Source organism: Shimia fortis (genome assembly GCF_040225985.1).
Lineage (GTDB): Bacteria > Pseudomonadota > Alphaproteobacteria > Rhodobacterales > Rhodobacteraceae > Shimia.
Genome location: NZ_JBBPEU010000002.1, coordinates 509,685 through 529,526, shown reverse-complemented (window position 1 = coordinate 529,526; position 19,842 = coordinate 509,685). Strand labels below are relative to the sequence as shown.

Genomic DNA, 19,842 nt, shown 5'->3' with positions numbered 1-19,842 from the left:
TCAGACCCGTTCGACTGCCACTTCGTCACTGACATAGAACGCAATGTGATCCTTGATGCGCGCCACGTCTTCGATCGGCGCTTCATAGCTCCAGCCGGCGTTCTCGATGGTTTTCGATTTGGTCACGATCGAGAAATAGCTGGCATCGCCCTTGTGCGGGCAATGGGTACGGTGATCGCTTTCATCGAGAAAGGCCATGGCGATGTCTTCACGAGGAAAATAGATCACGGGCGGCAGATCGCCTTCGCTCAGTTCCAGTGCATTCGCGCTTTCACCCAAAGTCGCGCCGCCTGCGCGCACAACCCAATTGCCGTCCGCCTTGCGGATGGTGATCTTGCTGGTCATCGTCTAATCCCCCAATTTCAGGTCCGGCGTATCATATCTTGGATACATGTGACAGAGTCATGTCACAACTGCACCTGTTTGTAACATTACAATGGTGCCGTTGCGCGATCCAACCAGATTGCGACGTCTTTTTCCACCCTTGGTGCCAGAAGATGACGACACGTCGCATGGTAGGCGTCGATCCAGTCGCGCTCGGCCTGTGTCAGAAGCGCCGTGTCGATCAGGCGCCGATCAATCGGCACCCAGGTCAGCGTGCGGAACTGCAACATCACGCGGTGCGCATCTCCAGCGGGCAGAGCAGGAGCTTCTTCCACCAGCACAAGGTTTTCCAGACGGATCCCGAATGCGCCCGGCCGGTAATAGCCGGGTTCGTTGGAGAGGATCATGCCGGGCCGCAGCGGCACATCCGACAGGCGGCTCAGCCGTTGCGGGCCCTCATGTACACAAAGGTAAACCCCGACTCCGTGTCCCAGCCCGTGATCGAAATCCTGCCCGGCCGACCAAAGTGGCACACGCCCGATCGCCTCAAGGTGTTGTCCGGCGAGGCCCTGTGGCCACCGCAGTTGCGAGACCGCGATCATGCCCTGCAACACGCGGGTAAAGGCGGCCTTTTCCTCGGTCCCGACCGCGCCCACGGGCAGGGTGCGGGTGATGTCGGTGGTGCCGTCCCGGTACTGTCCGCCGCTGTCCAACACCAACAGATCGCCTGTGGCCAGTGTGCGGTTGGTGTCGTGGGTCACGCGGTAATGGATCACCGCGCCATGCGGTCCTGTGCCCGCGATTGTGTCAAAGCTGATATCCTGCAACTGGCCCGTCTCCCGGCGGCAGGTTTCCAGCTGCGTCACCACGTCGATCTCGGTGATCCCGCTCTCGGCGTTCTGGTCAAACCATGCAAGGAAGGTACACATTGCCGCGCCGTCGCGCAGATGTGCCTCGGTCGTGCCGGCAATTTCAGCGGCGTTCTTGCATGCCTTGGGCAGGGCGCAGGGGTCCGCGCCCTTGCGGATGTCCACGCTCGCGCCTTGAAGCGCCTCTGCGACGGCCACTGGCGCGCTGCCTGCATCGACCAGAACCGGGCCGGACAAACCCTGCAGGGTGGTCAGGAACAGATCCGGCACGTGTTCGCGGATCGCGGGGCCGAAATGATCCTCTTCCAGCGTTTCGAATTTCACCGGATCCATGAAAAGGTCCAGCGTGGCGTCAGCGTGCAGAATGGCAAAGCCATGTGTCACCGGATTGCGCGGAATGTCGGTGCCCCGGATGTTCAGCAGCCATGCCAGACTATCGGGCAGGGTGATCACGGCGGCGCTGTCCCCGGCGTCGCGAAGCCCCTTGGCCAAACGCGCCAGCTTGTCGGCATGAGGCTCGCCGGCAAGCGCAACGGGTTGCGCCGTGACCGGCGCGCGCGGCGGGTCGGGCTGGTCCTCCCAGATGCGGTCCACCTGGTTCGCGACCGGCACCAGCGCAATATCCTTGCCCTGCAGGGCGTGTGTCAGGCGATCGATCTCGTCAATCGTGTGCAGCCACGGGTCGAACCCAACCCGTGCCCCTGCCGCTGCATGATCCGCCAGCCACGCAGCCAGCGTGTTTTCAGGCCAGTCCACGGGGGTAAACACATCTGCGACCTGCAGTTTCACCTGCTCGCGATAGCGCCCGTCCACGAAGACACCGGCCACATCCGCCAGCACCGCGCAAAAACCGGCCGATCCGGTGAACCCCGTCAGCCATGCCAGCCGTTCGTCGCGGGGCGCCACATATTCGCCCTGATGGGCATCGGCGCGCGGCACGAGGAAACCGTCCAGCCCTGCGTGCGCCAGTTCCGCCCGCAAGGCGGCAAGGCGGGCAGGCCCCTGTTCCGGTTGCGACGCGGCGTTGAATTGCTGGAACATGGACTGCCTCCTACCTGCCTGATTGTCTTCACCTTGGGAAAAATACTCCGGGGGTTTGGGGGCAGCGCCCCCAATCGGCCCTAGCCAACCTTGCGCATGCCCAGAACCCTTGCCCGCTTGCGGGGATCGGCGTCAAACAGGCTGGCCAGTTGTTCTGTCATTGCCCCCGCCAGTTGTTCCACATCCGTGATCGTGACCGCTCGTTCGTAATAGCGCGTCACGTCGTGCCCGATCCCGATGGCCAGCAACTCGACCAGCTTGCGTTTTTCGACCATGGCGATCACGTCGCGCAAGTGCTTTTCAAGGTAATTGGCCGGGTTGACCGACAGGGTAGAGTCATCCACCGGCGCGCCGTCCGAAATTACCATCAGGATCTTGCGCTGTTCACGCCGCGCCAGCATCCGGCGGTGGGCCCATTCCAGCGCCTCACCGTCGATGTTTTCTTTCAACAGGCCCTCTTTCATCATCAGACCAAGGTTGAGATGGCTGCGTCGCCAAGGGGCATCGGCGGATTTATAGATGATGTGACGCAGGTCGTTCAGGCGTCCTGGTTGTTGTGGGCGGCCCTCGTTCAGCCAGTCTTCGCGGCTCAGCCCGCCTTTCCATGCGCGCGTGGTGAAGCCAAGGATCTCGACCTTGACGTTGCAGCGTTCCAACGTGCGCGCCAGAACATCGGCACAGATCGCGGCAATGGAGATCGGACGCCCCCGCATCGAGCCTGAATTGTCCAACAAAAGCGTGACCACCGTGTCGCGGAATTCGGTATCCTGTTCGACCTTGAACGACAGGGGCGTGGTCGGGTTGGCCACAACACGGGCCAGACGCCCGGCATCAAGAATGCCCTCTTCCTGGTCGAACGACCAGCTGCGGTTCTGTTGGGCCTGAAGGCGGCGCTGCAACTTGTTGGCAAGACGGCTGACGGCGCCTTTCAGCGGCTCAAGCTGTTGATCCAGATAGGCGCGCAACCGTTCCAGCTCGACAGGTTCGGCCAGATCTTCGGCGGCGATTTCTTCGTCATGGGCGGTGTTGAACGCCTTGTAGTCAGGATCAGCATCCGAGATCGGCTGGGGCGCGGGCGGCTCGAGAGGGGCCTCGCCCTCGGGCATCTCAACGTCTTCGCCCATTTCGTCTTCGGCCATCTCGTCCATCGAGACCTGCGCCTCGGACATGTCCTGCTGTTCGTCCTGCGACTGTTCTGGGCTGGCCTCGGACTCGTCATCCTGGCTGTCCTCGTTGCCGGATGAATCCGGATCGGGCTGTTCCTCGGCGTCGTCTTCGGCGTCATCCTCCTGATCGTCGTCCTGATCGGGATCGTCGCCCAGTTGGTCGCCATAGCCCAGATCCTCGATGATCTGGCGGGCAAACTTGGCAAAGCCCTGTTGGTCGGCCAAAAGGTCGTTCAGGTCGCCCAGCGTGTCACCGGCCTGCTGTTCGATATAGCCCTGCCAGAGTTCCATCACGTTGCGTGCGGCCGGGGGCAGGTCACGCCCCGTCGCCAGATGTCGGATCAGGTAACCGGCGGCGACGGCCAGCGGGGCCTCTGACGAACTGGTCAGACTGTCATAGCCGCGCCCGCGTGCCTCGTGTTCGATCTTGGCGTCGATGTTTCCGGCTGTGCCGGGCATGTCGCGCGCGCCCATCGCCTCGCAACGGGCGGTTTCCATCGCTTCATAAAGATCACGCGCCATGCCCTGCGGCGGCGCGTATTTTGCGTGGGTCGCGTTGTCGTGATATTTCAGGTTCAAGGCCAGCGCATCCGCCGTACCCCGCGCCAGCAGCACTTCGTCCCGCGTCATGCGTCGGCTGACCTGCGGCAGGCGCACCTGTTCCCCCGACACGCCCGCTGGATCGACCGTGTAAGTGACCGACAATTCCGGATTGTCGGCCATCACCTTGGTCGCTTCGGCCAATGCCTTTTTGAACGGATCGGCGGGGTTGTCGGATGGTTTTTTCATAGTGTCACCCTCTGCTACCCTCAGCGTTGCGTGTTCCGCCGGGAAAGTCCAGTGGCGGCCCCGTCAGAGCCGCCGCCTTATTGTGTGTCCTGCTCTTTCAGAAAAGAACGGCCCTGCTTACAGCAACGCCGCGCTCGCCGCGCTTTCCGGCAGTTCCTCGTCGAACAGGCGCTGATAGAACTCGGCCACGGTCTGGCGTTCCAGCTCGTCACATTTGTTGAGGAAGGTCAGGCGGAAGGCATAGCCCACGTTGCGGAAGATTTCCGCGTTTTCGGCCCAGGAAATCACGGTCCGCGGCGACATCACGGTCGACAGATCCCCGTTCATAAAGGCGGTGCGGGTCAGGTCGGCGACAGTGACCATCTGCTTGACGGTCTTGCGGCCTGCCTCGGTGTTGAAATGCGGGTTCTTGGCCAGAACGATGTTGGTTTCGGCGTCGATCGACAGGTAGTTCAGCGTCGCGACCAGCGACCAGCGGTCCATCTGCGCCTGGTTGATCTGCTGGGTGCCGTGATAGAGGCCCGTGGTATCGCCCAGACCAACCGTGTTGGCGGTGGCGAACAGGCGGAAATACTTGTGCGGGGTGATGATCTCGTTCTGGTCCAGAAGGGTCAGCTTGCCGTCGGTTTCCAGAACGCGCTGGATCACGAACATCACGTCAGCGCGGCCCGCGTCATATTCGTCGAACACGATTGCAACCGGGTTGCGCAGCGCCCAAGGCAGGATGCCTTCGTGGAATTCTGTGACCTGCTTGCCGTCTTTCAGCTTGATCGCGTCCTTGCCGATCAGGTCGATCCGGCTGATGTGGCTGTCGAGGTTCACGCGCACGGCGGGCCAGTTCAGGCGCGCGGCGACCTGTTCGATATGGGTCGATTTGCCCGTGCCGTGATAGCCCTGCACCATCACGCGGCGGTTGCGGGCAAAGCCAGCCAGAATGGCCAGCGTGGTGTCAGGGTCGAACTTGTAGGTGTGGTCGATCTCGGGCACGCGATCGCTGCGGTCGGCAAAGCCTTTGACCGTCATGTCCGTATCAATGCCGAACACTTCGCGTACCGAAATGTCCTCGGTCGGTTTTGCATTGATGTCTACCAGCCCGTCCGCCATTTTCTCGATCCTTCTTGCCGCCGGTCTTTGACCGGTGAATAAACTTTCGCAAACTCCTGCACCATATCGCCACCATCCACAAGGGAAAGAGCAAAAGACGTTGCGATGTCACAAACCTCGCGATGTCGTGCAGAGGGTTGAGTTGATGCGGTCGCCGGAAATGTCCAGTTTTTGACCAAGGATAAGGAGAAATATGATGCAACGACGTGTCTTTCTGACCGGGGCCACCGCTTTGATCGGGGGCGCTCTGTTGTCGGCGCGCCCGTCCGGGGCCACGCAAAAGGCGTTTGAAGTGACCCGCACCGAGGCGGAATGGCGCGCAATGCTGACCCCGTTGGAATACAAGGTGATGCGTAAGGAAGGGACCGAGCGCGCGGGATCTTCGCCGCTGGACAAGGTCTATGATCCCGGCATGTATCACTGCCGCGGTTGTGATCTTCCGCTCTATTCCAGCAAACACAAATACGACAGCGGCACCGGCTGGCCCAGCTTTTGGAAGGCACAGAAAAATGCCATCGGTACCAAGCCCGACCGTACGATCTGGGGCGTCCACACCGAATGCCATTGCCGCCGCTGCGGTAGCCATCTGGGCCATATCTTTGACGATGGGCCGAAACCGACCGGCAAACGCCATTGCATCAACGGCGTGTCCTTGGTGTTTCGGGCAGCATAACACGGCTGCGGGCCAAGGCGTCAGACCGTCAGAAAGATGTTCAGCGTGTCGACACCATCGCCCAAGGTGTCGACACCGTCGCCAAGGTTGTAAAACAACTGGTTCAAACCCGCCCCATCGACCAGCACAAAGGCATCGCGGATATCGCCAAGGTTTGTGCGAACGGAGATGACCAATTCATCGGTATTGGCGTCACCGGCCCCCAGATCCTGTAAATCAAAGAGTACGTCTCTCACGGCGCCCGAACGGAAGACCAGAACATCGCCTTCCATGTCGCTGTAGTCGGCGATCCAGTCGGTACCGTGGGACCAGTCGGAGCTGTCGCGCATCCGGGCCGCATGATAAAACTGGTCGGCCCCGTCGCCGCCATAGAGGATATCCGGCGCATAGCCGCCGTTTAGAAAATCGTCGCCGGCTCCACCGACCAACGTGTCGTTTCCATGCCCTCCGACCAGATTGTCATCACCTGCATGGCCAGCCAGAAGGTCATTGCCCCTGTCGCCGTTCAGGCGGTCATGGCCAAGCCCCCCGAAAAGCCCGTCATCGCCCTGACCGCCAAACAAAAGGTCTTCACCGCGTCCGGCAAACAGGCTGTCATTGCCATCGCCCCCCAGAAGCGTGTCATTGTTGGCCAGCGCGCTGAGCGTGTCATTGCCGTCGGTTCCGACCAGCGCCTCGCGCCCGTCGGTGCCTGCGTCACGCAGTTGGGCGACATGCAGGGTATAGAAATTCGCGGCATTTCCGGCCCGGTCGCTGACTTCGAGGATGAACGGGTCTGCCTCGGACACGACGGTCGCCGCGATGCCCCCGTAAGATTGTCCGTCCAGATCAAGCCGGCCCCCCCCGATGCGCAATTCCGGCTTGGCGCCGTGGGCGCGGTTGTATTCCACCATTATCAGGCTGTCGCCCTCCGGGGTCACCGAGAACCAGTCTTCGTCCTGATGGAACAGGTGGCTTCTGCGTTCGGTGTTGAGCGGCATCTCGGCGGCGGTCGCGACGCTCTGGCCGATATCGGTCACGGGATCAATGCGCAGGGTATAGGTCCCGCCCTGCCGGTCGAGCGACTGGATGCCCGCGAAGAAGTTGCCACCTTCGCCCGAAGCAAAGTAGATTGGACGAGCAGGTTCCCCCATTGAGGCGATCAACGGTTGTCCCGAAGCGTCGTTCAGCGACAGCCGCGTTTCCCGTGACTCGGACCTGCTATAGCTGAGCCGGTATGACGTGTCGGCGGCCAGCGACATGCCGAACCAGTCGGTATCGTTCGGAAACAGCTCTTCCGTCAGGGGGGTGCCAATGGTCAGCTGTTCTTCGGTCTGGGTATTGCCAGGAATGTCCGCGCCGAAACTGGCCGTGAGGGTAAAGGCGCCTTCAATCGGTCCGAAGTTCGAATTGGCAAATCCATAGCGCGCCTGGGGGGCGATATAGTAGGTGCCGTCGCTGTTCACGGATGTGGTCAGGCTGGTGTCACCACGTACCATAAGTTCCCCGTCTGGCCCCAGCAGATGCAACAACATCCCGAAATCTGAAATCAATTCAAAGTCATAGGGGACCCCGGCCAGCAGGTCTATCGCATAGGCATCAGTATCACTGGCACCGTCGAACCATCCCGTCTGGCTGTTCCCCACCGTGATGCTGGCAGAGGTGTCAGGGCCGCCGGACAGGTCGTCGCTCTCTCTTGAGGTCAGGGTGTAGGCGCCGGGGCTGCTGCCGCCCTGTAGCCGCAGAAAATACTCCCCGTCTTCGGGGGGCGTGACCAGCAACATGCGGTCGTGCGCGGTTTGAAAAGGTGTCTCGCCGACGATCCATTCCAGACCCGCGCCATCTCCAGACTCCCGGAAAAGCCGTATTTCGTTAAAAACCGAAACCCCGACCTCAGTCGCCTGGAATTCGTACCTTTGACCGCCCACGAGGGTGACGGCAAACATTTCCTCGTCAAAGTAAAAGTCGTTGCGCAGATTCAGGGTTTGTCCGATGGCAAGGGGCTGTGCATTGGTGGCAAAGGGGGATGGATCGCCCTGCACCTCTTGAATGGTGACGGTGTAGGGATGATCGCCGTTGCCGAGACCGTAGGATTCGACATTTACAAAGACGGTTCCGGTGCTGTCAGACGTGGCGTAGAGAACCTGATCTGCTTCCGGACCAAAAGGATTCTGCCGATCAATCAGACCGTCTCTGTCCCAGTTTTCGCGGAACAACGGATTGCGGCTTTGATCAAACGTGCCTGCATTGACGCGCAAGCGATAGGTCACACCGGCCTCGGCCTCGAACCCGATGGCATCACTGTCGATGGCGCCACTGCGGACCTCAAAGGTTCCACTGTAGGGCGTTCCAATGGCTACGCGGGCGGGGCTGGTAAAGTCGCGGGGCAGGTCCGGCATTAAAATATCCTTTTAAAAACATCTTTAATGCTAGAAGTGCCTGCAACGTCTGACAAGAAAAAAAGGGTGTCTTCGACTTCCCGCATGTCCGGGCACAAAGACCTGCCAAGAAAAAGGCCCCCGCGCGGGGGCCTTTCACATCACTTGAAGTTGCGGCTTTCCTTGATCTGGTCCCAGGCCCAGACAACCTCTTGCAGCTGTTCTTCCTGGCTGCGGTCGCCACCGTTCATGTCGGGGTGCAGCACCTTGATCAACTTTTTGTAGGCCTTGCGCACTTCGGCCTTGGTCCAGCTGTCCTTGGCCTCAAGGATTTCGATCGCGCGGCGCTCGGTCGGGGGCAGGCGTTTGGATGCGCCGCCGTTCTTGCCGGGGTTCTGCGTGGCGTTCGCGCCCAGAACCTGATGCGGGTCCTCGATGCCCAAGCGCGCCCAAGCACGGGCTTCGGGATCGGTGAAGGTCTTGGTTTCGCGCTCCCAGACCTTGTCCTTGGAATTCTGAGCGTTCATCTCCGCCTCGGTCTTGCCGTCGAAGAAGTTCCACTTCAGGTTATATTCCCGCACGTGGTCTTTGCAGAACCACTTGTATTCATCCAGAACGTCGGGTGCGCGGGGCGCGCGGTACTGGCCCGGTTCGTTGCAACCTTCATGTTCGCACACGCGGGTCGAGGTCTCGCTGGCCCCGGACATGCCCCGCCGGCCACGCGGATTTTTCTTCTTGGCCGACGACACGGACATATCAAAACCGAAGGGATCTGTTTTGCTCATGGTCTCACCTTTTCGAGTCGAGGCGCAGAGTTTAATCTAACCGTCAGCAGATTGAAGAGGCAGGAGCCAAAAAAATGTCAGTGACACAAGAAATTCATGATCGCCTGAGTGCGGCCTTCGCCCCAAGAGAGCTGAATGTCGAGGATGACAGTGAAAAACATCGCGGTCATGCCGGCTATCAGGAAGGGGGCGAAAGCCATTTCAATGTGCGGATTCGTGCCGATGCCTTTGCCGGGATGAACCGGATCGCCCGCCACCGCGCCGTGCACAAGGCGCTGGGGGCCGATCTGGTCGGGCGCATTCACGCGCTGGCGCTTGATATCGACGCCTGAGCCAGAGTTTCGCGCGTGGTCAGGGCGCGGGTTTGTCGCTCTGATCCCCGTCTGGCGTGGTTGCGTCATCCGGATCAGAAGGCCTTCCAACCTTCTGTGCCCGTTCCCTTAGGGCAAATGGCAAGGCGCTGGCCGGGCCGTGGTCGGTTTTATCTTCCGGGACGGCGCCATCCCCGGTCGGGGCTTTGGAGGTCAGCACCAAAGGGGCGGCCTCGTCTTCGGACTCTTTCGCGTTTGGGGTGGCGTCCTCAAAAGCCGCATCGACCTTATCCGGTGTGGGGGCATCCTGCTCTGGTTCAGATTCAGATGGGCTGTCCGCGGCAACAACAGGGTCCTCTGCCGATGCGTTTGCCGCGATCTGGTCCGGCGCTTCCAGTAGGCGCGGTTCAAAGGCACTGATGTCTTCCAGATTTGGGCGGCGGAAGACAAGCACCGTGCGGAAACTGGTCTGGCTGCCAGTCAGGCCGACCCGTTCCTCATTCGGCAGGGTTTCTGCGCGCAAGTATTCCCAACCTTCGGCTGCCATGTCGTTCATGGCCACTTCCAGCGCATGGGCAAATCGGCCCTCGGGACCCTTTACGCCGCGAGCCTTCTTGCCCTTCGACGGGGCCGGGATCACCTTGTAATCGTATCGCGTTGTCACGTTTTCCAAAACCTGTGTGTTTTCAAACTATTTGCCCCGCAATCTTTTGGGCAGCGCGCGCAGGCTGTCGGGGTATTCCGGCAGGTCCGCGCTTTCCTTGAACAGCGCCCATGAGGGGAACTTGTCCTGCGGATCGCGTTTTTTGGACAGGGCGGTGCGCATCACGGGCTGGCCCAGCGCGTCGGCAAAGGTATCCACTGAAATCTGCACCAGTGGCCATTTGCTGTGGTAATCATGCCCGGCAATCATGCCACCAGTTTTGACTTTGGCATACCAGTCATACATGGTTTTGCCCCGCTCTTCGCCGGTATGGGCGTAGCCGTCGATATAGACATAGTCGAAATACTCATCGGGAAAGGCATCCAGCGCGTCTTCAAAGCTCATCCGCAAGAGCCAGTAATTGGCGCCCATGCCGATATTCTTGAGCGCGCTGATATATTCCTTGGTGTCGTGGTGATCGCCGTAAAGGTCCACGCCGTAAAGCTCCGAGAACAGGCCGGTTTCCCGCAGGCGTTTGGAATACCAGCCACCCGCGACCCCCAGTTCAATGCCGATCAGGCCGTCCCTTTCCAGAAAGAGCGGAAGCTCTTTGCGTTCCTGAAGAATATCCACAATCTCGGTCATGGGGGCACGTTCTCATGGCCGGTGCGTCCGGTCCAGTGCCGACACGCCCCGACCCACCGCTTTTTCGCAACCGTGTCGGGCGCGCATCGACCGGCGCGGTCAGGTCTTGTGGCGAATGGCCATCTGGCGCCCAATGCGCGCGGGGCGGGGCAGGGTGCGATGCGACGCGAACAACGCCTCGACCCGTGCCATGATGTCGTCGGGCATGGCGGCGACGCGCGGGCCGGACATGTCGATATGCAGCCCCAGACCTTCGCCCGTGGCCGAGACCCATCCGTCCTCGTGAATCAGTTCCTGATAGAAATGAAAGCTGCGGTCGTTGTGGTCCAGCAACTGGAACGACGCACGCACCTTGGCACCCATATGCAGCTCGCGCAGATAACAGACATGGAATTCCGCCGAAAAGGTGGTGTGATTGGTGCGTGTCTTGTATCCGGGGCCAAATCCCAGCTGTTCCCAGATCTGGTCCACACCCCGATCAAACAGCACGTTGTAATAGGCCATGTTCAGGTGGCCGTTATAGTCCAGCCATTGTTCCTCAAGGTCCATGGGCGCAGACATGAATGGGGCGTCGAATTGCATTTAAAAATCCTGTCACAGCGTTGTTGTCTGTTTATGCACAGGCTCTTTGCGCGGGATCAAGGCACGCGGCGGCGTTTGCGATATCCAGAACGCAAAGAAAGGAGGACGACATGCGTATTCTGATCGTTCAGGGTCACCCTGATGCATCTGCCCCCCACCTTTGCCATGGGCTGGCCGAGGCTTATGCCAAGGGCGCGATCGGGGCCGGGCACGAGCTGCGCCGGATCGACGTGGCGACCTTGCCCATCACCTTTCTGCGGTCGCAGGCGGTTTGGGCGTCAGATGACGTGCCCGACTATGCACGCGCCGCGCAAGAGGCCGTTTTGTGGGCCGATCATATCGTGGTTCTGTTCCCGCTCTGGATGGGCGGAATGCCATCCCTGTTGCGGGCGTGGTTCGAACAAAGCTTTCGCGAAAATTTCGCCTTCGAGATGTCCGATCAGGGCATGGTTCGGCACCTCAAGGGGAAATCCGCGCGGCTGGTCGTGACCATGGGCATGCCGAGCGTGTTTTACCGGTGGTATTTCGGCCAACCGGGCACCAAGCTGTTGCGCCGGTCGATCCTTGGTTTTGCGGGCATCTCGCCGATCCGGCAAACACTGGTGGGGATGGTCGAAAAAGTGCCCGCCGAAAGGGCGGGCAAATTGTTTTCCGAGATGGAGGCGTTGGGCCGCGCGGGCCGTTAGCTGCCCAGTTTTTGCGCGACCAGTTGGTTCACCGCCTTGGGGTTGGCCTTGCCACCGGTGGCTTTCATCACCTGACCCACGAACCAGCCTGCCAGCTTCGGGTTCACCTTGGCCTTTTCGACCTGTGCCGGGTTGGCGGCGATGATCTCGTCCAGCGCGGCCTCGATCGCGCCGGTGTCAGTCACCTGCTTCATCCCGCGTTCTTCGACGATGGCTTCGGGATCGCCACCTTCGGTATAGACGATTTCGAACAGGTCCTTGGCAATCTTGCCAGAGATCGCATCCGACTTGATCAGTTTGATGATGCCTGCCAGCTGTTCAGGCGACACCGGCGTTTCGGTGATATCGTGGTCTTCCTTTTTCAGGCGACCGAACAATTCGTTGATGACCCAGTTCGCGGCCAATTTGCCGTCGCCTGCGTCACCGGCGACCGCCTCGAAATAGGCGGCACTTTCGGAATCCGCGGTCAGGACCGACGCGTCATAATCCGACAGGCCAAAGCTCTCGATAAAACGGGCCTTCTTGGCGTCGGGCAGTTCCGGCAGGTTGGCGGCGATATCGTCGACCCAGTCCTGTTCGATTTCCAGAGGCAGAAGATCGGGATCGGGGAAATAACGATAGTCATGCGCCTCTTCTTTGGAGCGCATCGAACGGGTTTCGTTCTTGTCTGGATCGTAGAGGCGCGTTTCCTGCTCGACCTCGCCGCCACCTTCGACGATGCGGATCTGGCGTTCGGCCTCGATCATGATCGACTGCTGGATAAAGCGCATCGAGTTCATGTTCTTGATCTCGCAGCGGGTGCCCAGATGGCCGAAATCACCGGTCTCGCGGTATTTCTCGTACGCGCCGGGGGTGCAGATCGACACGTTCACGTCAGCCCGCAGGTTGCCGTTCTGCATGTTGCCATCACAGGTGCCCAGATAGCGCATGATCTGGCGCAGCTTGGCGATATAGGCGGCCGCCTCTTCGGGGCCGCGAATGTCGGGGCGGCTGACGATCTCCATCAGCGCCACGCCGGTGCGGTTCAGGTCGACAAAGGACATATGCGGGTCCATATCATGGATCGACTTGCCCGCGTCCTGTTCCAAGTGGATGCGTTCGATCCGCACCATACGCGCAGTGCCGTCACCCATCTCTACCAGCACTTCGCCTTCGCCCACGATGGGGTGATAAAGCTGCGAAATCTGATAGCCCTGCGGCAGGTCGGGGTAGAAATAGTTCTTGCGGTCAAAGGCGCTGAACAGGTTGATTTCTGCCTTCAGGCCCAGACCCGTGCGCACCGCCTGTGCGACGCATTCTTCGTTGATGACGGGCAACATGCCGGGCATGCCCGCATCCACGAAGGCCACGTTCGAGTTCGGCTCGGCGCCGAATGTGGTCGAGGCCCCCGAGAACAGCTTGGCATTGGTGCTGACCTGGGCGTGCACCTCCATACCGATGACCAGTTCCCAGTCCTGTTTCGCGCCCGCGACGACTTTGGGCTTGGGGGCTTCATATGTCAGGTCGAGCATCTGCCGGTCTCCAATCTTACCGAGGTTGGATCGGGTTCTAGGACAGGCAGGGTGCAGGGGCAAGAGGGCAGGGCGTCAGGAATTGCTCTGGGTGATGCCTTCTGGGCCAAAAGAGACGGTCTGCCCCTGTTGCAAGCTGGTCAGGAAAGGCATCGCCACCGCGGCCAGGGCGGTTTCCTTGCCCTTTTCGGCCAGACGCTCGGTCGAGATGATCCGCGCGGTGTTCTCGAATCCGATTTCGGCGTGGCCCCAGATCAGCGGATGCACTTCACGCAGATGGTTAAAGACCAGTTCCTCGAACCCGCGGCGCAGGGCCGGGGGCAGGTCGGGGCGGGTGCCGTGGCTGTGATAGCGTTCGCGGGCCAGTTGCCAGCTTTGATAAAGATGCGCGGCGATGAGGTTGATCACGTGTTGGTCCTGACACCGGTTCAGGATATCGCGGATGCCATCCATGAAGTAATCCATTTCCAGCGCGTCAAACCCGTTCGGATCTACAAGGAGAGCGTCGAACCAGACCCAGCTATAGGCCCCAGCGCCCCACAAATCATAGGTGCGGGCGGCCGTGCGGCGAGCTTCGAGATCCAGCGCCTGATGGGTGCCATACCAGCGCGGCAACAGATAATTGCCCAGAGACCGCATATGGCGGGCATTGTGGGGATCAAGGTCGATCAGGGCCTCGAATTCGCGCACCAGATGCGCCGCCGGATTGGGGCGCCCGGGCAACAGGGCACAGCGCGCCGCCGACAGGGCGGGCGAGTGCAGTTCATGCGGATCGAATTCGGCAAGGATATCGCTGGCACGGTCGAAGTGGGCCTCGAACGCGTCGCGGTTCACGTCCTTGATCGCCTCGCTCGCGCGGGCCCCGCGCCAGGCCCAGCCGATGTCGATATGCATATGCGCCACGATCAGGGCGAGGGCATAATTTTTGGGGTCATCCATCAGCACCATCTCAAGCGCCTCGATCCCCGAGAAGAAATCGGCCCCCTTGGCCGGACGCCCATATAGCAGCCCGTGTTCCGCCGCGCGCACCACGTCCGAGCGCGCCCCAAAGGCCAGAAGATCGGCAAGCGGCATCCCCGAGCATGTCGTGTCGCGCGCTTGATCGTGGGCAATGATCATTTCCGAAAGCTCGTCCCAGCGTTCCTGCCGGGCAAGATACACGCCCTTTTCGCGGGCGGCGTCGCTTTCCACTTGGTCTGGGGTGGAAAGATTAACCGGAATATCAATGCGTTGGGTCAAATCGCGATAAGTAATGTTGCCGTCGATCTCTTCGATCGGTAAAGGGTCAGGTGCCTGTTCGCCGCGGGGAGGTTTCCGCGCGAAACGCTGCAACGAGGACGGCAATAGCCCTGCGAGTTGCTGTTTATGATTTAAAAAACGGCTCATTCGTACTTGTGCTCCTGTGAACAGTTGCACATTGCCCGCCCAATCGGGCCGAATGATGGCACCTTGTTGAAATCATCCAGACGAATTCAAGCCGAGACCGGTCCGCTCAGACCACCCGGAAATGGTGGCGTTCGGTCTTGATTTCACGCTCTTTTAAGGCGTTTTCCAGCGCCTGATGCGGCGGCATCGTGTCTTGTGGAATGCGCATCTTGCTCTGGTCGACAAGGGTCAGCGTCACCCGCACCGAGAAATCCCAGCGTGTATCAAACCGTGCGCCCTGCACCTGATGGAGGGGTACGCGGGCGTGCTGGGTGTTGCTTTTCCATTCGATATGAGTGTCGTCCAGCGTGAATGTCGCCCGCGGGTTGCGCAGCACGTCAAAGGCCGCGGGCACGGCGAACAGCCCCAACACCACCAGAACCCATGTCACTGTCCCGATGGAATAGAGAAAGGCCAGCACGGCCAGGGCCGCCCCCAGCGCAAGGAATGTGCGCGGGTTGCGGCCCTGTGTCTCGTGAGTGAGCGGGGCGGCCATCTGCGATCAGGTCCCGCGAATCCGGGTGATCATTTCATGGGTGTCGCGGCTGAGGTCCGGCTTGGCCGCAATCCGGTCAAGCTGGGCTGCGATCAGTGCCTGACGGTCCGGATCATACCGTTTCCATGTCTGGAAGGCGTTGCACATGCGCGCGGTGGTCTGCGGGTTGAGCGAATCCAGCTTGATTAGCCAGTCCGCCAACAACCTATAGGCCGCACCATCGGCGTGGTGGAAGCCGGCATGATGCATCGACAGGGCCCCCATGACAGCGCGGAAACGGTTCGGGTTCTTCATGTCGAAATCCGGATGTTCCGTCAGGCGCGTGGTGGTCGCGGCCACGTCTTCGGGTTTGGCCTGAATGATCTGCAGGCTGAACCATTTGTCCATCACCAACCGGTCATGTGTCCACTGAGCCTCGAACGCTGCCAGTTGATCCTGACCTGCACCCGCATCCAGAAGGCAGGACAGCGCGGCCAGTTGCAGGGTCATGTTGTCGGCCTTGTCATATTGCGCGGCTGCGAGCGCCCCACCGTCGGTGCGGCTGATCAGGGCCAGCGCGGCATTGGCCAGCGCGCGGTTTCCGGCCCCTTCTGCATCGGGGGCATAGGGGACTTCGACCTGATGATCGGCATAAAGCGCGGGCAGAAGATCGGCAAAGGCTGCGGCCTTTGCATCGCGAAGGGCCTCGCTGGCGCTATGGATCGCGTCGGGGTCGGGGGTGATACCCGCCTCGTGCAGCAGACCGGCCAGTTCAGATTGCGTCGGCTGGCCCAACATGAGCGCGCGGTAGGCTGGATCAAGGCTGTTGTCCCGCAACACCGCGCCCAGCCCTTCCAGATAGGCCGCGTCGGGGGCGGCGCCCGTCGTGATGGTCGCCATCAGGGAATCGCGGGCCAGCATACGCCCTGCTTCCCAGCGGTTGAACGGATCGGTGTCATGGGCCAGTAGGAAGGCGCGGCGGCTGTTGTCGATGTCCTGTTCCAGAATGACCGGTGCCGAGAAGTTGCGCAGGATCGACGGGATCGGGCGCGTGGCGTGGCCTTCAAATGTAAAGCTTTGTTCCGCCTCGGTCAGTTCAAGAATACGGGTCTCCATCACCTCGTCGCCATTGGGATTCAAAAGCCCGACGGCCACGGGGATGACCTGTGGCAGCTTCTCGTCCTGCCCCGGTGTGGGCGCGGTGGTTTGCGACAGGTGCAGGGTGAACCTGTCTCCGTCATAGTCTTCGCGCACGGTGACGCGCGGTGTGCCGGACTGGGAATACCAGCGTTTGAACTGCGTCAGGTCGCGCCCGGTGGCATCCTCGAACACCTGCAACCAGTCTTCGATCGTGGCGGCATCGCCGTCGTGACGTTCGAAATACAGGTCCAGCGCCTTGGCATAGGCCGCGTCCCCAACAAGGGTTTTCAGCATCCCGATCACTTCGGCGCCCTTTTCATAGACGGTCGCAGTGTAGAAGTTGTTGATCTCCTGAAAGCTCTCGGGGCGGACAGGGTGCGACAGCGGCCCCTGATCCTCGGGGAACTGGCGCCCCCGCAGGGCCAGCACGGTGGAAATCCGCGCCACCGGGGCCGAGCGCATGTCAGCCGTGAACTGTTGGTCGCGATAGACGGTCAGCCCCTCTTTGAGGCACAGCTGGAACCAGTCACGACAGGTGATCCGGTTGCCGGTCCAGTTGTGAAAATATTCATGGGCAATGATCGCCTCGATCCGTTCGAAATTGGCATCCGTGCTGGTTTCAGGGCTGGCCAGCACGCAGGACGAGTTGAAGATGTTCAGCCCCTTGTTCTCCATCGCGCCCATGTTGAAGTCATCCACCGCCACGATATTGAACAGGTCAAGGTCGTATTCGCGACCATAGACGTCCTCATCCCATTTCATCGAATCCTTGAGCGCCTGCATCCCGAAGGCGCATTTGTCCTCGTCACCGGGGCGGACCCAGATATTCAGGTCAACCTTGCGGCCCGACCGGGTGGTGAATGTGCCGGGATGATTGACAAGGTCTCCGGCCACCAGTGCAAAGAGATAGGCCGGTTTTGGCCAGGGGTCTTGCCATTTTGCAAAGCCTTCCCTCTGATCCACAGGGTTTCCGTTGGACAGCATCACCTTTTCCGGCCCTTCGATCGTGACGTCAAAGGTGGCCATCACATCGGGGCGGTCGGGGTAATAGGTGATCTTGCGGAACCCTTCGGCCTCGCACTGGGTGCAATACATTCCGTTGGACATATAAAGCCCCTCAAGGGCCGTGTTGGCCTGTGGGTCGATTTCAACTTCGGCCTCCCAGATAAAGGGTGCGTCGGGGGCGTCAGCCTCGATCCCGCCGTCCACATCGCGCACGTCTACATCCACACCGTCAATGCGGGTGGCGATCCGGGTCAGGTTTTCACCGTGCAGAAAAAACCGCCGGTCAGTGGCATCGGGATTGGGGCGGAAGCGGATGCGGCTGTGAACACGCGTTGTCGAGGGGGCAAGCCGGAATGTCAGTTCGACTCCGTCGATGACATAGCCAAAGGGCGTGTAATTCGAGAGGTAGATCGTCGTCGGGGCCGCGTCGCGCATCGTATTCTCCTGCAAAAGTCCGTCCAAGAAGATGTAGCTGATCCTGATTTGGTCGCAAGGAGGCTTTTCAATCGACGGGGCGCCGCTATCTCGGGCTGTATGACGGACACGGTGCTTCTCTGGTTCAAACGCGATCTGCGTATCTCTGACCATCCCGCGCTTGCGTGGGCGGCGCGGCTGGGGCGTGTCGTGCCGGTCTTCATTGTCGAGCCGGGTTATTGGCAATTGCCCGACAGCGCCGGACGCCAGTTCGAATTCGTACGGGAAAGCGTGGCAGATCTGGAACAGGCGCTGGCAGGGATCGGCTTGCCTATGTGTCTGAGGGTGGGCGCGGCGGTGCAGGTGCTTGAGGACCTGCGCGTCGAAACCGGCGCGACGCATCTGGTCAGTCACGAGGAGATCGGCAACGACTGGACTTTTCAGCGGGATCGCGCGGTTGCGGATTGGGCGCACGGGGCAGGGGTACGCTGGCACGAGCTGCCCCAAAGCGGCGTGGTCCGGCGCCTTTCGAATCGGGATGACTGGGCGAGACATCGCAACCGGTACATGGCGGCGAAGCCCATCCCTGTGCCGCGGGGGGATCACGGCCCGCAACTGCGGTCCGATGCATGGCCCAATCTTAGCCTGCATGATTACTGTCCGGATCGCCAGGCGGGCGGGCGGACCGCAGGTCTTGCGACGCTCGACAGTTTCCTGCACGTCCGTGGCCGCACTTATCGCAAGGCCATGTCCTCGCCCTTGGACGGGGCCGTGGCCTGTTCCCGTCTCAGCCCGCATCTGGCCTTTGGCACGCTTTCGGTGCGCGAGGTGGCCCAACGCACCAGTGTGCGCCAAAAAGCGGTACGCGCCGAAGGGCGCCGGGACGGGTGGAGCGGATCATTCAAATCCTTTCAATCCCGCCTCGCATGGCGGGACCATTTCATGCAGAAACTCGAAGACCAGCCCGCACTGGAATGGCAATGTCTGCATTCGGCCTATGAAGGGATGCGCCCCGAAATTCCCGACGCCGAGAGGCTGGATCGCTGGTGCGAAGGTGCGACCGGTGTGCCATTTGTCGATGCCTGTATGCGCAGCCTGCGGGCGACCGGATGGCTCAATTTCCGGATGCGCTCGATGCTTATGGCCTTTGCCTCGTATCATCTGTGGCTGGACTGGTGCCCGACCGGGCGGCATCTGGCCCGACAGTTCACCGATTATGAACCGGGCATCCACTGGCCACAGGTGCAGATGCAGTCGGGCACCACCGGCATGAACACGATCCGCATCTACAACCCCGTCAAGCAGGGGCAGGATCAGGACCCGACCGGTGTGTTCACGCGCCGCTGGGTGCCGGAACTTGAGGCCGTGCCAGACATGTTCCTGCAAACACCGTGGCTATGGCCGGGGTTTGATAAACTGCGCTATCCTGCACCAGTTGTCGATCTTGAGCAGGCGGCCCGCAAAGCGCGCGAAACCGTCTGGGCCAGACGTCGCGGCGCGGGCTTTCGCGAAGAGGCACAGGGCATCGTCAAGCGCCATGCCAGTCGCAAGACCCGCCTCCCGCGCAAGCGCCGCCGCAAGGACGACGCGGCGCAACTGGATTTTGGCTTCTGATGGCGCGTCACCGCAAGAAGGGCGACCTGCCCACTCGGATTTGCGCGACCTGTGGCCGCCCGTTCACGTGGCGGCGCAAATGGAAGGACTGTTGGGATCAGGTGCGCTATTGTTCCGACCGCTGTCGCCGCCATCGGTCGGAGAAGGCCCCAGAAGGCCGCGCAAAATCATTTACTTGATTTTCTGATATGTGATTTTGGTAAATCGAAATAACCAATTTAGTTGCCTATAGGAAACTTTTGTTCTAACTCGTTCCGGTATGCCGTTGTGTACTTGAGAGGGT

At 60.7% G+C, this 19,842-nt stretch carries 18 protein-coding genes; 5 read left to right on the top strand and 13 right to left on the bottom strand.

What is annotated here, in order from left to right:
* The 4 genes from WNE31_RS05865 to cobS all read right to left on the bottom strand — a co-directional run bounded on the left by WNE31_RS05865 (window position 1) and on the right by cobS (window position 5,293).
* Window positions 1–345, bottom strand: coding sequence for a DUF427 domain-containing protein (locus tag WNE31_RS05865; RefSeq protein ID WP_349978767.1), 345 nt, complete (start codon window positions 343–345; stop codon window positions 1–3).
* Between the two features lie 86 nt (window positions 346–431).
* On the bottom strand, window positions 432–2,234 hold the full coding sequence (locus tag WNE31_RS05860) for an aminopeptidase P family protein (protein ID WP_349978766.1): 1,803 nt from the start codon (window positions 2,232–2,234) through the stop codon (window positions 432–434).
* Between the two features lie 80 nt (window positions 2,235–2,314).
* Window positions 2,315–4,189, bottom strand: a complete 1,875-nt coding sequence (gene cobT, locus WNE31_RS05855; RefSeq protein WP_349978765.1) for a cobaltochelatase subunit CobT — start codon at window positions 4,187–4,189, stop codon at window positions 2,315–2,317.
* A 117-nt stretch (window positions 4,190–4,306) separates the two neighbouring features.
* Window positions 4,307–5,293 carry a cobaltochelatase subunit CobS gene (cobS, locus tag WNE31_RS05850; protein WP_349978764.1) on the bottom strand — a complete coding sequence of 329 codons (987 nt, stop codon included), beginning with the start codon at window positions 5,291–5,293 and terminating at the stop codon, window positions 4,307–4,309.
* A 196-nt stretch (window positions 5,294–5,489) separates the two neighbouring features.
* Between cobS and msrB the strand changes: the two genes are divergently transcribed.
* Window positions 5,490–5,966: a peptide-methionine (R)-S-oxide reductase MsrB gene (gene msrB, locus WNE31_RS05845; RefSeq protein ID WP_349978763.1), complete on the top strand. Its 477-nt coding sequence runs from the start codon at window positions 5,490–5,492 to the stop codon at window positions 5,964–5,966.
* A gap of 20 nt (window positions 5,967–5,986) precedes the next feature.
* Here the strand turns inward: msrB and WNE31_RS05840 are convergent, their stop codons facing one another.
* Both WNE31_RS05840 and WNE31_RS05835 read right to left on the bottom strand, forming a co-directional pair.
* A complete protein-coding gene (locus WNE31_RS05840) occupies window positions 5,987–8,344 on the bottom strand; it encodes a calcium-binding protein (RefSeq protein ID WP_349978762.1) in 2,358 nt (785 codons plus the stop codon).
* 140 nt (window positions 8,345–8,484) lie between these two features.
* Window positions 8,485–9,108: a DnaJ domain-containing protein gene (locus WNE31_RS05835; RefSeq protein ID WP_349978761.1), complete on the bottom strand. Its 624-nt coding sequence runs from the start codon at window positions 9,106–9,108 to the stop codon at window positions 8,485–8,487.
* Window positions 9,109–9,182: 74 nt separating this feature from the next.
* Here WNE31_RS05835 and WNE31_RS05830 point away from each other — a divergent pair, with 74 nt between their 5' ends.
* Entirely contained in the window at window positions 9,183–9,440 is a 258-nt protein-coding gene (locus tag WNE31_RS05830; RefSeq protein ID WP_349978760.1) for a BolA family protein, read from the top strand.
* 19 nt (window positions 9,441–9,459) lie between these two features.
* On the opposite strand, the gene WNE31_RS05825 is transcribed toward WNE31_RS05830, so the two are convergent.
* The 3 genes from WNE31_RS05825 to WNE31_RS05815 form a co-directional block, all read right to left on the bottom strand.
* Window positions 9,460–10,083, bottom strand: coding sequence for a DUF4177 domain-containing protein (locus tag WNE31_RS05825; protein ID WP_349978759.1), 624 nt, complete (start codon window positions 10,081–10,083; stop codon window positions 9,460–9,462).
* A 27-nt stretch (window positions 10,084–10,110) separates the two neighbouring features.
* A complete protein-coding gene (locus WNE31_RS05820) occupies window positions 10,111–10,707 on the bottom strand; it encodes a class I SAM-dependent methyltransferase (RefSeq protein WP_349978758.1) in 597 nt (198 codons plus the stop codon).
* A gap of 99 nt (window positions 10,708–10,806) precedes the next feature.
* Window positions 10,807–11,289: a thioesterase family protein gene (locus tag WNE31_RS05815; RefSeq protein WP_349978757.1), complete on the bottom strand. Its 483-nt coding sequence runs from the start codon at window positions 11,287–11,289 to the stop codon at window positions 10,807–10,809.
* 110 nt (window positions 11,290–11,399) lie between these two features.
* Here WNE31_RS05815 and WNE31_RS05810 point away from each other — a divergent pair, with 110 nt between their 5' ends.
* Entirely contained in the window at window positions 11,400–11,975 is a 576-nt protein-coding gene (locus WNE31_RS05810) for an NAD(P)H-dependent oxidoreductase (protein ID WP_349978756.1), read from the top strand.
* Here the strand turns inward: WNE31_RS05810 and gatB are convergent.
* From gatB to pepN, 4 genes are all read right to left on the bottom strand, one after another.
* Window positions 11,972–13,486 (bottom strand): Asp-tRNA(Asn)/Glu-tRNA(Gln) amidotransferase subunit GatB, encoded by a 1,515-nt coding sequence (gatB, locus tag WNE31_RS05805; RefSeq protein ID WP_349978755.1) that lies wholly within the window; start codon window positions 13,484–13,486, stop codon window positions 11,972–11,974. The genes WNE31_RS05810 and gatB overlap by 4 nt on opposite strands.
* A gap of 75 nt (window positions 13,487–13,561) precedes the next feature.
* Complete coding sequence (locus WNE31_RS05800) at window positions 13,562–14,872, bottom strand: hypothetical protein (protein ID WP_349978754.1); 1,311 nt, start codon at window positions 14,870–14,872, stop codon at window positions 13,562–13,564.
* A gap of 106 nt (window positions 14,873–14,978) precedes the next feature.
* Window positions 14,979–15,407, bottom strand: coding sequence for a hypothetical protein (locus WNE31_RS05795; protein ID WP_349978753.1), 429 nt, complete (start codon window positions 15,405–15,407; stop codon window positions 14,979–14,981).
* 6 nt (window positions 15,408–15,413) lie between these two features.
* Window positions 15,414–17,966, bottom strand: coding sequence for an aminopeptidase N (gene pepN, locus WNE31_RS05790; RefSeq protein ID WP_349978752.1), 2,553 nt, complete (start codon window positions 17,964–17,966; stop codon window positions 15,414–15,416).
* 99 nt (window positions 17,967–18,065) lie between these two features.
* On the opposite strand from pepN, the gene WNE31_RS05785 reads away from it, so the two are divergent.
* On the top strand, window positions 18,066–19,559 hold the full coding sequence (locus tag WNE31_RS05785; protein WP_349978751.1) for an FAD-binding domain-containing protein: 1,494 nt from the start codon (window positions 18,066–18,068) through the stop codon (window positions 19,557–19,559).
* Complete coding sequence (locus tag WNE31_RS05780; RefSeq protein WP_349978750.1) at window positions 19,559–19,738, top strand: DUF2256 domain-containing protein; 180 nt, start codon at window positions 19,559–19,561, stop codon at window positions 19,736–19,738. Before WNE31_RS05785 ends, WNE31_RS05780 begins: the two co-directional genes overlap by 1 nt.
* Window positions 19,739–19,842 lie beyond the last annotated feature (104 nt).

Bases quoted from the DNA above. Each gene is read 5' to 3' on its own strand.
- WNE31_RS05865 (WP_349978767.1), bottom strand. From the start codon at position 345: ATGACCAGCAAGATCACCATCCGCAAGGCGGACGGCAATTGGGTTGTG.
- WNE31_RS05860 (WP_349978766.1), bottom strand. From the start codon at position 2,234: ATGTTCCAGCAATTCAACGCCGCGTCGCAACCGGAACAGGGGCCTGCC.
- cobT (WP_349978765.1), bottom strand. From the start codon at position 4,189: ATGAAAAAACCATCCGACAACCCCGCCGATCCGTTCAAAAAGGCATTG.
- cobS (WP_349978764.1), bottom strand. From the start codon at position 5,293: ATGGCGGACGGGCTGGTAGACATCAATGCAAAACCGACCGAGGACATT.
- msrB (WP_349978763.1), top strand. From the start codon at position 5,490: ATGCAACGACGTGTCTTTCTGACCGGGGCCACCGCTTTGATCGGGGGC.
- WNE31_RS05840 (WP_349978762.1), bottom strand. From the start codon at position 8,344: ATGCCGGACCTGCCCCGCGACTTTACCAGCCCCGCCCGCGTAGCCATT.
- WNE31_RS05835 (WP_349978761.1), bottom strand. From the start codon at position 9,108: ATGAGCAAAACAGATCCCTTCGGTTTTGATATGTCCGTGTCGTCGGCC.
- WNE31_RS05830 (WP_349978760.1), top strand. From the start codon at position 9,183: ATGTCAGTGACACAAGAAATTCATGATCGCCTGAGTGCGGCCTTCGCC.
- WNE31_RS05820 (WP_349978758.1), bottom strand. From the start codon at position 10,707: ATGACCGAGATTGTGGATATTCTTCAGGAACGCAAAGAGCTTCCGCTC.
- WNE31_RS05815 (WP_349978757.1), bottom strand. From the start codon at position 11,289: ATGCAATTCGACGCCCCATTCATGTCTGCGCCCATGGACCTTGAGGAA.
- WNE31_RS05810 (WP_349978756.1), top strand. From the start codon at position 11,400: ATGCGTATTCTGATCGTTCAGGGTCACCCTGATGCATCTGCCCCCCAC.
- gatB (WP_349978755.1), bottom strand. From the start codon at position 13,486: ATGCTCGACCTGACATATGAAGCCCCCAAGCCCAAAGTCGTCGCGGGC.
- WNE31_RS05800 (WP_349978754.1), bottom strand. From the start codon at position 14,872: ATGAGCCGTTTTTTAAATCATAAACAGCAACTCGCAGGGCTATTGCCG.
- WNE31_RS05795 (WP_349978753.1), bottom strand. From the start codon at position 15,407: ATGGCCGCCCCGCTCACTCACGAGACACAGGGCCGCAACCCGCGCACA.
- pepN (WP_349978752.1), bottom strand. From the start codon at position 17,966: ATGCGCGACGCGGCCCCGACGACGATCTACCTCTCGAATTACACGCCC.
- WNE31_RS05785 (WP_349978751.1), top strand. From the start codon at position 18,066: ATGACGGACACGGTGCTTCTCTGGTTCAAACGCGATCTGCGTATCTCT.
- WNE31_RS05780 (WP_349978750.1), top strand. From the start codon at position 19,559: ATGGCGCGTCACCGCAAGAAGGGCGACCTGCCCACTCGGATTTGCGCG.